The organism is Rhizobium sp. FG96, assembly GCF_057808655.1.
This window is the reverse complement of sequence record NZ_JBMDIL010000003.1, coordinates 475,980-486,845: the sequence shown is the minus strand read 5'-3', so window position 1 is coordinate 486,845 and position 10,866 is coordinate 475,980. Positions and strand designations below refer to the sequence as shown.

Genomic DNA, 10,866 nt, shown 5'->3' with positions numbered 1-10,866 from the left:
CTGCCTATCTCGCCTGGAAGTCGGCTGTTCTGAGCGCCGTCGAGCAGGTCGAGAACGCGCTGTCGGCCGTTCGCCGCGATGCACAGACGGTGGAAGCCCTGCGCGCCCAGGTCAAGACGACCCAGGAATCGCTGGAGCTGTCGACCGCGAGCTACAAGGACGGCGCCTCCTCGCTGCTCGACGTTCTCGACTCGCAGCGCAACGTCTCGACCGCCCAGGCAAGCCTTGCCGCTGCCGTCCAGCAGATGGCCAAGGACTATGTCTCGCTCAACGTCGCCATCGGCGGTGGTTATGCGCCTGATGGTGCAAAGCCCGCTGCCGGAAGTCGCGCCGTCGCCAGCAAATAAGACTGGCCGAGCGTAATGGCCAAAACGAGACCGGACTTGCCACCCGGTCTCGCAGATAATCTCTGTGCTTCGCTGGTTTTGGCATAAATGACATCGAACTTGGCATTTACGACGCTGTGACTATTTGAAGTTTCACATTATTGGTCTCGACTGATTGCATATCGCAAGCAGATTGGGATCCTGTCCATTCATATTGCCACTGCGTTGAGCGGCGGCAATAGGGCCGGTTGCGGCGTCGCCTGATCTCTCCCATGACGGCGCGCGCCGGCCCTTCCTGTGACATCGCAATCACGAGTTCAGACGCAAATAGCGTGGGCCATTCGTTTGGGGGGCTGGTCTGCGGATGAGGATATTTAAATGAAGAGCAAGCGATTTCTTGCTGTTGGCGCAATCGGACTGGCCGTCGCCGGTATTGCCGCCTTCGTGGTTCTTTCCAGGCACCCGGCGCAAAATGCGTCGGCCGCGCCCGATCCGCGCAGCCAGCCCGTGCTGGTGAAGGTCGCCGAAGCCAAGCCTGCAGAAGGCACCGAGCGGGCTTTTACGGGCGCCATCGCCGCACGCATTGAAAGCAATCTTGGTTTTCGCGTTGCCGGCAAGATCACCGAGCGCCTTGTCGATATCGGCCAGCAGGTGAAGGCCGGGCAACCGCTGATGCGCATAGACGAGACGGATTTGCGGCTCGCCGTCGCGGCAAAGCAGAATGCCGTCACCGCGGCCCAGGCGGTCCTGACGCAGGCGAGCGCCGATGAGAAGCGCTACGCCGCGCTCGTCAAGAATGGACTGGCTGCCACCCCGCAACGTTATGAACAGGCCAAGGCGCAGCTGGATACCGCGCAGGCCCAGTTCGATGCTACCAAGGCCGATGCCGAGGTTGCCGAGAACGCGGCGACCTATTCGGTTCTGGTCGCTGACGCCGACGGCACGATCACTGCGACGTCAGGAGAGCCCGGGCAGGTTATTGCCGCAGGCCAGACGGTTATCCGGCTTGCTCACGCAGGCCCTCGCGAGGCGGTCGTAGCACTGCCTGAGACCACCCGGCCCAATGTCGGTTCGCAGGCGACTGCAATCCTGTTTGGCCGTGGGGATATCAGCTCACCGGCGCGGCTGCGGCAGATCTCGGATTCGGCCGATATCGCAACACGGACCTACGAAGCCCGCTATGTGCTCGATGGTGAAGCGGCTGCGGCCCCTCTCGGTGCGACGGTGACCGTCAAGATCACCAATCCTGAAGCGGAAGGCGATACCGAAATTCCGCTTGCTGCTCTCATTGACGACGGAACGAAAACGGGCGTCTGGAGCATCGACAGGAGTGCTGCGACCGTCCGCTTCGCGCCCGTGAAGGTAAAACGGCTCGGCGAGGATATGGCTGTCGTCTCCGGCTTGCAGAATGGCGATCCCGTCGTGGCGCTCGGCGTTCATCTGCTGAACGACGGTGACCGGGTTCGGACCAGCATCGATACCGCGGAGGCCGCCCAATGAGCTTCAACCTCTCCGCACTCGCGATACGCGAACGGGCCGTCACGCTCTTCTTCATTATTCTTCTCGCCATTGGCGGCGCGATCGCTTTTTTGTCGCTCGGACGCGCCGAAGATCCGATCTACACGATCAAGACATTGACGGTGACGGCAGCATGGCCAGGCGCCACCGCCCGCGAGATGCAGGACCTCGTGGCTGAGCCGCTCGAGAAGCGGATCCAGGAATTGACCTGGTACGACCGGGTCGAGACGATGACGCGGCCGGGTTACGCGTTTCTGACGGTCAGCCTGAAGGACAGCATGCCGCCGTCTCAGGTGCCGGAGGAATTCTATCAGGCCCGCAAGAAGATCGGTGACGAGGCCCGCAACCTGCCGGCCGGGGTTCTTGGCCCCTTCGTCAACGACGAGTATTCCGACGTCATCTTCGGCCTCTACGCGCTGAAGGCAAAGGGCATGCCGATGCACGACCTGGTCCGCCAGGCCGAAACCATCAGGCAGGACATGCTGCATGTACCCGGCGTGAAGAAGATCAACATTATCGGCGAGCGGCCCGAGCAGATCTTTGTGGAATTCTCCTACGCAAAGCTCGCGACGCTCGGCATTTCGGCGCAGGACATCGTCGCTGCGCTGCAGCGGCAGAATACCGTTACCCCCGCAGGATCGATCGACACCCGCGGCCCGCAAGTCTTCATTCGCCTCGATGGCTCCTATGACAATGTCCAGGCGGTTGCCGATACGCCGATCGTATCGGGCGGGCGAACACTCAAGCTTTCGGATATCGCGGCTGTGCGCCGGGGTTATGAGGATCCCGCGACTTTCCTCGTCAGGCACGAAGGCGAGCCGACGATCATGCTCGGCGTCGTCATGCAGGATGGCTGGAACGGTCTCGATCTCGGCAAGGCACTCGAGGACAAGTCGGACGCCATTTCAAAGACTTTGCCGCTCGGAATGACGCTCGCGAAGGTCACCGATCAGGCGGTCAATATCCGTTCTGCCATTGACGAATTCATGGTGAAATTTGCCATGGCGCTCGGCGTCGTGCTGCTGGTCAGTCTCATCAGCCTCGGCTGGCGCGTGGGTGTCATCGTTGCCGCCGCGGTGCCACTGACCCTGGCTGCGGTATTCGTCGTCATGCTCGATACCGGACGCTTCTTCGACCGTGTGACACTCGGCGCCCTGATCCTCGCCCTCGGCCTGCTGGTCGATGATGCGATCATTGCGATCGAGGTGATGGTCGTCAAAATGGAAGAGGGTCTCGACCGCATCAAGGCTGGCGCCTATGCCTGGAGCCATACCGCGGCGCCGATGCTGTCAGGTACGCTGGTGACGATTGCCGGCTTTCTGCCGATCGGCTTTGCCCGGTCGAGCGCCGGCGAATATGCCGGCAACATCTTCTGGATCGTCGGCTTTGCCCTGATCGTCAGCTGGCTGGTTGCGGTGATCTTTACACCGTATCTTGGCGTAAGGCTCCTGCCGGATATCAAACCCGTCGAAGGTGGCCATCACGCCATCTACGACACGCCGAATTACCGGCGGCTACGCTCGATCATCACCTTCGCGGTACGCTACAAATATGCGACCTGCGCGGTGGTGTTCCTGCTCTTCGCCTCGTCGATCGCGGGCATGGGGTTGCTCAAGCAGCAGTTTTTCCCGACGTCGGACCGTCCTGAGGTCCTCGTGGAAGTACGCCTTCCCGAAGGAACCAGCATCGAGACGACAACCGCGACCGTCGAAAAGATCGAGAATTGGCTGAAGCAGCAGCCGGAGGCCAACATCGTCACGAGCTATGTCGGTCAGGGTGCACCGCGGTTCTTCATTGCTATGGCGCCTGAACTGCCAGATCCGTCCTTCGCGAAGATCGTTGCGCTTACGCCCGATCCGGAAGCGCGCGAAGCTCTGAAACATCGCCTGCGGGAGGCCGTTGCCAACGGTCTGGCGCCGGAAGCCTATGTGCGCGTCACGCAAATCGTCTTCGGTCCGTATGTCGCATTCCCGGTCGCCTTCCGGATCATGGGACCCGACCCGGACAAGCTCTACGCGCTCTCCGATCAGGCCCTGAACATCATGCGCGGCGTGCCGGAAGTTCGCCAGGCGACGCGGGATTGGGGCAATCGTTCCCCTGTGGTGCGTTTCGTTCCGGATCAGGAGAGACTGAACCTGATCGGGCTCTCCCCTGCCGAAGCGGCGCAACAGCTGCAGTTTCTGCTGAGCGGCGCTCCGATCACGCAGGTCCGGGAAGATATCCGCAATGTATCGGTCGTTGCCCGCAGCTCCGGCGGCGAGCGGCTCGATCCGGCACGGCTCTCGGATTTCTCGCTGATGAGCCGCGAAGGCCGCCAGATACCTCTCGATCAGATCGGCCATACCGAAATCCGTATGGAGGAGCCAATCATGAGGCGCCGCGACCGGACGCCCGTCATCACCATCCGCTCGGATATCGACGAGGCCCACCAGCCCGCGGAAGTCTCGGCGAAGGTGAAGAAGGCGCTGGAGCCGTTCGTAGCTTCGTTGCCCGCAGGCTATTGGGTGGAGACCGGCGGCAATATCGAGGAGGCCGACAAGGCGAATGTGGCGCTGGGCAAGGTCTTCCCGCTGATGATCGCGGCGATGATGGTCGTGATCATGCTGCAGGTCCGTTCCTTCTCGACGATGGCCATGGTTCTCTTGACCGCACCGCTCGGTGTCGTCGGCGTGGTGGTGGCGCTTCTGGCATTTGGCCAGCCCTTCGGCTTCACCGCCATCCTCGGCCTGATCGGTCTGGCTGGTATCCTCATGCGCAACACCTTGATCCTCACCGAGCAGATCAAGGAAAATCAGGTCGCCGGACTTGATGACTACAGCGCCGTGATCGAAGCAACGGTTCAGCGAACCCGGCCGGTGATCCTGACCGCGCTCGCCGCCGTGCTGGCATTCATCCCGCTTACTCACTCGGTGTTCTGGGGATCGATGGCCTATGCGCTGATCGGTGGGACCGCGGTTGGAACGGTTCTCATCCTGCTGTTCCTGCCGGCGCTCTACATCGCATGGTTCCGCATCAAGCCGGCCGAGCCGCGCTCGGCGCCCGCTTCTATCGAGGAAGAGTTGGCGATGCATGCCGCGCACGCTGCGGAATGATCGCAAGGAAAAGGGGCGGGAATGATTTCCCGCTCCTTTCAGTTGCTGCGTCCTCGTATGGCGCCGAATTCAGCGCAGGTCGGCGCGAATGTCGCGCACGCCCCTGCCCGTCCGCTGGCGAATGAGCGATCGCAGCGTCGCGCCATCCACGTAACCGACCTCGACGGCGATCGCGTCCAGATCGAGGCCGCTCCCGTGAATAAGCGATTGCGCACGTTCGACCCGCAGATCCTGGAAATAGGCGAGAGGCGACTTGCCGAGCACAGCTTCGCAGCGGCGCTGCAAGGTGCGAACGCTGGTGGCAAGGGCGCTTGCCGCCTCCTGAAGCGAGAAGCCGGATCTGAGATTGTCGCGTGCCCATCGCTCGAAGCGCATGACGAGCGGATCGGCGTGGGCAAGATGATCGGGAAGAATGAACGGCGCCTGCGAGGTGCGGATATCGGCCAGAACGTAGCTCGACACGAGGCGTGCGAGTTCTGGGCTTGCCTGCCGGATGAGCCATAGCGCCAGGTCGAGGTGTCCCATTGCCGCCCCCGACGTCGCGACTCCATTCGACGTGACAAGCATCTTGGCTTCGTCGAGCCGGATTTTCGGATAGCGCTGGCGGAAGAACGGGGCGAGCGACCAGTTGGTCGTCGCATCGCCTCCATCGAGCAGGCCGGTATCGGCGAGAATAAAGGTGCCGACGCAGGAGCTGGCAATTCCGGCACCGCCCGAATGCCACTTCTGCAACAGCTGCTTACTCTCCTCGACGTCGGGGCGTTTCAATGCCTGCGCAAGTTCGGCAGGCTCCATCAGGGCCAGGGCAGGCACGATGACCCAATCGGCCTTGAGGTCGGCGGTGATGGCATTCACCGGTACCTTCATTCCATGAGTGGAATGAACATCCTCCCGGACGCCAAGGATCGTAACGTCGAAATGCGGGTGGCCTTCGAGGAATTTCGTGGAAAGCTTGTTGGCTGCCCGAAAGGCATCGAGTGTTACGGCAAGGCCTGTATCGAACAGGCCGTCAAGGGCAAGAACTGAAATACGCATGTCTCAAAAATCTCAACGGCAGGACATCTATCAGCGCAGATCCGCCCGCAGTTCGCGGACGCCGCGTCCCAGACGATCCCGCAAAAGCGTTCGCAACGTCGCGCCATCGACGTAGCCGACTTCGGTGGCAATCGCCTCGACATCGAGACCACTGCCATGAAGGAGAGACTGGGCGCGTTCGACGCGCAGATCCTGGAAATAGGCGAGCGGCGACTTGCCGAGGACCGCCTGGCACCGGCGCTGCAGCGAGCGGGCACTCGTGCCGAGAGCTTTTGCCGCATCCTGCAGCGAGAAGCCCTCCTGCAGATGATCGCGTGACCAGCGTTCAAAACGCGAAATCAGCGCGTCGGCCTGCGCGAGATGGTTGGGAATGATGTAGAAGGCCTGCGACGAGCGGATATCGGCGAGAAGATAACGCGAGACCAGCGAGGCCAATTCCGGGCTGGCCTTGCGGATCAGCCACAATGCGAGATCGAGATGGCCCATCGCAGCGCCCGCAGTCACGCCGACATCGGATGGCACGAGCATCCGCGTTTCATCAAGCAGTACCTTCGGGTAGCGCTGCCGGAAGAATGGCGCGAGCGACCACGAGGTCGTTGCCTCCATCCCATCCAGAAGGCCGGAATCTGCAATCAGGAACGTGCCGATGCAGGATGAACCGATTTGCGCGCCATCCTTATGCCATTTCAGAAGCTCCGCCTTGGCCTGGCGCACATCAGGCCGTTGAAGCGTTGGCAGCAAGGTCTCCGGTGTGGTCGTCCTCAAAGCCGGAACGACAATCCAATCGGGTTTCAAATCGTCGGTGATCGGCTTGACCGGAATGATCAGCCCCTGGGCCGATGTCACCTTCTTGCGGACACCGACAACGGTCACGTCGAAACGCGGTGTTCCGCCCAGCAGTTTGGTCGAAAGCGAGTTCGCCGTGGCGAAAGCGTCAAGTGTGACCGTAAGCCCGGAATCGAATAGTCCTTCCAGTGCAAGTACAGCTATTCGCATGGCGAGAATGACCTCAAGATTGTCTTTTGCGACAGTACGCGCTTTTGTGCCCCATGGCTAGAGCATGCCGCCGCTCCGTGGTGTGGGCTCAGTCGGCTGGGCGGTTGAAGGCGCCCTGCAGCTTTGTCATCAATGTGATCAGCTGCTCCAGCTCCGCGTCGTCGAAGTCCTTGAGGAGATCGTTCCAGCAGTCGATCATGTCGGTGACCTTGCGGCGGTAATGCTCCCGGCCGGGCGCCGTAAGCTTGAGAAGAACCACTCTGCGGTCCTTTCGCGTACGATCACGTTCGACCAGACCACGGTCTTCGAGACTGTCGATCAATCGTGTGGTCGCACCTGTTCCGATGCCGAAATCGCGGGCGAGATCGCCGGCATTCTCGACGAGGCCGTCAGAGATGAGCTTCAGAGCCATCCACTCCTCGAAAGACAATTCGGAATCCGAGAAGCGCTCACGAACGCGTTTCTCAAGCAGCCGGTTGACGGTTCTGATCAGCCGGCTCGGGGAACGTTCGCCCACAGCGTCATCTATCTTGAGTCTGGCCATCTTCACTCCAATTGGTCTCACTTCTCATGAAGATAAACCACCGTAGGCTCGAAATCAAAGCTGGCGTGTTTCCAAGCGCTCTTTCGGGAAATCAAATCTCCGTAATGACAAAGGAATTGGCGCAAATGACGTCAAACTTGGCATTTGCGCCCGTGGTGGTTTCCTGGGCGCGAGGTAGACTGATGGATGAGCAAAAGGCAAGTGCGCTTGGTGATGCGGCCGCCGGTTTGCTCCTGTCGTTTTCAATCCCCGGAGAATAGTCCATGAAACCCACCATCCTGATCGGCGGCGCAACAGGCGCCACGGGCAGCGCAGCCACCAAAATCCTCCTGGAGAAAGGTTTCGCCGTCAGAGCCTTCGTCCATAAGGAGGATGCTCGCGCGGAACAGCTCAAGGCTCTTGGCGCAGAGATTTTCGTCGGCGACCTTCTCGATTTCCGAGCCGTGCGCCGTGCTTTCGACGGGATCAAGCGCGCCTATTTTGTTTATCCCATGCGCCCCGGTCTGGTGCAGGCAACGGCGCATTTCGCGCAGGGCGCCCTCGAGTCCGGCACGGAGTTCATCGTCAACATGTCTCAGGAAACGGCGCGTTCCGACGCCCCGAGCGACTCCGCGCAGCAGCATTGGCTTGCCGAGCGGCTTCTCGACAGGTCCGGAATAGCAGTCGTACACCTGCACCCGACTGCTTTCTGCGAATGGCTTTTCTATATGCGCAAGATGATCCGCGAGGGCCGCTACGCAGTTGCCTTCGATCCGACGGGCCGTTTTGCGCCGATCGCAACGGAGGATCAGGGCGCCGTCATCGCCGCCATTCTCGCAGATCCCAGCGGTCACGCTGGCAAGACCTATCCGCTGACCGGTCCTGTCGAACTGACGCCGCTAGAAGTCGCGCAGATCGTCAGCGACACGCTCGGCAAAGAGGTACGCTACGAGAAGATTTCCGGCGAACAATGGGTGCTCGAGGTCGCCGGCCAGGACATTCCCTTCCTGACCCAGCACATCAAGGGTATTGCCGAAATGCATCGCGATGGCCTGATGGCCGGCACAAGCGAATTCGTCGAGAAGATAACGGGTCGCGCCCCAATGACGCTTGAGCAGTTCGTCGACAAGCACCGCGCCGTCTGGCTCTCGTGATACGCGGGGGGATGACCGCCTGAGATGGTGAGGCGATGGCCCAATCTCGTGATTGGGCCATTATCTTGAGAGAGACTCAGGCTGTCGGCGCCGGTACGTTGAGAAGGAGAATGTTCAGTCCTTCAGAGATCAGCGGGTGGGCGATGATGGCATCGCGGACCGCCGTATAGGGAAGGCCTCCGATCATCGCCATCTGAACCGCGGTTACCACCTCTCCGGCATTGATGCCGAGCATCGTGAAGCCCAGGATCTGATCCGTATCGGCACTGATCAGGATCTTCATGAAACCGCGCATCGCGCCGTTGGTGCGCGCCCGTGGCACCGCCGCCATCGAGAGCTTCGCCACGCGAACGCGAATTCCGCGTTCCTTTGCTTCCCTCTCGTTCAGACCGATACGGCCGAGTTCCGGCTCGATGAACATCGCATATGGCACGATCCTCCCGGTCGTCGTCCGGTTACCTCCCGCGAGCTGCGACTTCAGCACTCGATAATCGTCATAGGACGCGTGAGTGAACATTGGAGTTCCGGCGACTTCGCCGATCGCCCAGGTGTTTGGAGCCGAGGTCGCAAGACGCTCGTCGACCTCGATCAGCCCGCGCTCATTGACCGCTACTCCGGCGGCATCGAGCCCAAGGCCGGCAGTTACGGGATTCCTGCCGGCAGCAACCAGGATATGGCTGCCGGTCAAGCTCGTCCCATCGCTGAGCGCGATCGTCACATGTTCGCCGGATCGGCCCCTGATATTGACGGGTCGCACGCCTGTCTGGATATCTATACCGTCCTCGCGAAAGGCGGCCTGGATCGCTTCGGAGACATCTTCATCCTCACGGGGGGCGACACGTTCCATCTCCTGGATGATCGTCACATCGCTCCCCAGCCTGTGAAACGCCTGCGCCATCTCAAGCCCGATATAGCCGCCGCCGATGACGATCAGCTTCTGCGGGACTTCATCGGCCTGCAGCGCCTCGACATGGGTCAGCGGCTCGCTTTCTAGCAATCCTGGTATTTCAGGAATGGCCGCTGTCGTTCCGGTATTGATGAAGACATGCGTACCCTCGAGCGTGCGAGTTCCACCGTCATTTAGATGGACAAGGATACGGCGTGGCGCGATCAAGCGGCCGGTCCCCAGCAGCAAATCGAAATTTGCTGCAAGGAAGCCCTTCATGTTGATCTCGATCATCTCGGAGACAACGGTGCGCACACGGCTTTGCACCGCTGACATATCCGCAGCTGCCGTGCCTGTGGCGCGTGCAGCGTGGGCGTTGCGGGCGCCTTGGATCAGGGTCTTGCTCGGAATACAGCCGACATTGATGCAGGAACCACCGATCATGCCCTTCTCGATCAGGGCAACACCTTTGCCGGCTCGCCCAAGCTCCATGGCAAGGGTCTTGCCGCCCTTGCCGCCGCCGAGGAACACATACTCGAAATGCTCTATGCCAGACATTTTCAGCTCCATGGGTTGACGCCGCAAATGCCCGGGGAATGCCTATCTCCTTCGGCTTTTGCGTCTGTCGTGTGGGTACCCCGCAAGCGGCCGGAGGTGGATATCCGGCAGGATCAAAGACATGTCCGGGCGCATCAAAACGGCCGATTCCCCTTTAACCGGCACGCGCCTTGCTGATTGCCTCAAGCAGCTGCGCCTTGTCGAGCAAGCCGGAATAGGTCGTGGAACCGATGACGAATGACGGGGTGCCTGCAAAATTGAAAGCCAGCGCCTGATTGTAGTTCCGAGTCAGGAGATTGCTGATCTTCTTGTCGTTCTTGCGGACCGCCTCGGCGACCTTTTTCAAGTCGATGCCGGCAGATGTCAGCAGCTGCTTGACGCCGTCTTCGGTGAGCGACCCGCGCGTTGCCATCAGGGCTTCCATGGCGGGCTTGTACTGGCCGAGTTCGCTGGCGCCCAGAACGGCCTGCGAGGCAAAAACCGAAACGTCCCCGAAGACCGGCCAGTCCTTCATGACGAACCTGGTGTTGCCATCCTCGGCAATTGCCGCTTCGACATCGGCGTGGCTTTTCTTGCAATAGGGGCATTGGTAATCGAAGAACTCGACGACCGTTACATCACCTTTCGGATTGCCGAGGGTCGGCGCATCGGGATCGTTGAAGACTTCCTCGCGTGTCAGCCGCTGCGCAAAGGCTGGGCGCATGGGCAAACCGGCAATCAATAGGCCGGTTGCTCCGGCCGACAGCAAAGTCCTGCGGTTGATGTTCATCTCTCACCT

At 60.8% G+C, this 10,866-nt stretch carries 10 protein-coding genes; 4 read left to right on the top strand and 6 right to left on the bottom strand.

Translation table 11 applies throughout. The annotated features are described in order from the left end of the window. The 3 genes from ACODR6_RS08465 to ACODR6_RS08455 form a co-directional block, all read left to right on the top strand. The coding region (locus ACODR6_RS08465) for a TolC family protein (protein WP_489022201.1) at positions 1-347 on the top strand (347 nt) is incomplete at its 5' end. A gap of 357 nt (positions 348-704) precedes the next feature. Continuing rightward, entirely contained in the window at positions 705-1,826 is a 1,122-nt protein-coding gene (locus ACODR6_RS08460; protein WP_489022199.1) for an efflux RND transporter periplasmic adaptor subunit, read from the top strand. Further along, positions 1,823-4,936, top strand: a complete 3,114-nt coding sequence (locus tag ACODR6_RS08455; protein WP_489022197.1) for an efflux RND transporter permease subunit — start codon at positions 1,823-1,825, stop codon at positions 4,934-4,936. Before ACODR6_RS08460 ends, ACODR6_RS08455 begins: the two co-directional genes overlap by 4 nt. Before the next feature lie 69 nt (positions 4,937-5,005). Here ACODR6_RS08455 and ACODR6_RS08450 read toward each other — a convergent pair whose 3' ends face one another. The 4 genes from ACODR6_RS08450 to ACODR6_RS08435 form a co-directional block, all read right to left on the bottom strand. Continuing rightward, positions 5,006-5,971: a GlxA family transcriptional regulator gene (locus tag ACODR6_RS08450; RefSeq protein WP_489022195.1), complete on the bottom strand. Its 966-nt coding sequence runs from the start codon at positions 5,969-5,971 to the stop codon at positions 5,006-5,008. Between the two features lie 30 nt (positions 5,972-6,001). Further along, complete coding sequence (locus ACODR6_RS08445) at positions 6,002-6,967, bottom strand: GlxA family transcriptional regulator (protein WP_489022193.1); 966 nt, start codon at positions 6,965-6,967, stop codon at positions 6,002-6,004. A gap of 88 nt (positions 6,968-7,055) precedes the next feature. Then, on the bottom strand, positions 7,056-7,511 hold the full coding sequence (locus tag ACODR6_RS08440) for a MarR family winged helix-turn-helix transcriptional regulator (RefSeq protein ID WP_489022191.1): 456 nt from the start codon (positions 7,509-7,511) through the stop codon (positions 7,056-7,058). Positions 7,512-7,602: 91 nt separating this feature from the next. Beyond that, positions 7,603-7,776: a hypothetical protein gene (locus ACODR6_RS08435; RefSeq protein WP_489022189.1), complete on the bottom strand. Its 174-nt coding sequence runs from the start codon at positions 7,774-7,776 to the stop codon at positions 7,603-7,605. Between ACODR6_RS08435 and ACODR6_RS08430 the strand changes: the two genes are divergently transcribed. After that, the gene (locus ACODR6_RS08430) at positions 7,775-8,644 is read left to right on the top strand and encodes an NmrA family NAD(P)-binding protein (RefSeq protein WP_489022187.1); all 870 of its coding nucleotides are present in this window, start codon (positions 7,775-7,777) and stop codon (positions 8,642-8,644) included. The two genes, ACODR6_RS08435 and ACODR6_RS08430, sit on opposite strands and share 2 nt — an antisense overlap. Positions 8,645-8,720: 76 nt before the next feature. Here the strand turns inward: ACODR6_RS08430 and ACODR6_RS08425 are convergent, their stop codons facing one another. Beyond that, positions 8,721-10,088 carry an FAD-dependent oxidoreductase gene (locus tag ACODR6_RS08425; RefSeq protein ID WP_489022185.1) on the bottom strand — a complete coding sequence of 456 codons (1,368 nt, stop codon included), beginning with the start codon at positions 10,086-10,088 and terminating at the stop codon, positions 8,721-8,723. A gap of 154 nt (positions 10,089-10,242) precedes the next feature. After that, positions 10,243-10,857, bottom strand: a complete 615-nt coding sequence (locus tag ACODR6_RS08420) for a DsbA family protein (protein ID WP_489022183.1) — start codon at positions 10,855-10,857, stop codon at positions 10,243-10,245. Positions 10,858-10,866: the final 9 nt, after the last annotated feature.

What these genes read in the sequence shown, in the direction of transcription:
- ACODR6_RS08450 (WP_489022195.1), bottom strand. Translation starts at nt 5,971, where the DNA reads ATGCGTATTTCAGTTCTTGCCCTTGACGGCCTGTTCGATACAGGCCTT.
- ACODR6_RS08435 (WP_489022189.1), bottom strand. Translation starts at nt 7,776, where the DNA reads ATGGACTATTCTCCGGGGATTGAAAACGACAGGAGCAAACCGGCGGCC.
- ACODR6_RS08445 (WP_489022193.1), bottom strand. Translation starts at nt 6,967, where the DNA reads ATGCGAATAGCTGTACTTGCACTGGAAGGACTATTCGATTCCGGGCTT.
- ACODR6_RS08455 (WP_489022197.1), top strand. Translation starts at nt 1,823, where the DNA reads ATGAGCTTCAACCTCTCCGCACTCGCGATACGCGAACGGGCCGTCACG.
- ACODR6_RS08460 (WP_489022199.1), top strand. Translation starts at nt 705, where the DNA reads ATGAAGAGCAAGCGATTTCTTGCTGTTGGCGCAATCGGACTGGCCGTC.
- ACODR6_RS08420 (WP_489022183.1), bottom strand. Translation starts at nt 10,857, where the DNA reads ATGAACATCAACCGCAGGACTTTGCTGTCGGCCGGAGCAACCGGCCTA.
- ACODR6_RS08425 (WP_489022185.1), bottom strand. Translation starts at nt 10,088, where the DNA reads ATGTCTGGCATAGAGCATTTCGAGTATGTGTTCCTCGGCGGCGGCAAG.
- ACODR6_RS08430 (WP_489022187.1), top strand. Translation starts at nt 7,775, where the DNA reads ATGAAACCCACCATCCTGATCGGCGGCGCAACAGGCGCCACGGGCAGC.
- ACODR6_RS08440 (WP_489022191.1), bottom strand. Translation starts at nt 7,511, where the DNA reads ATGGCCAGACTCAAGATAGATGACGCTGTGGGCGAACGTTCCCCGAGC.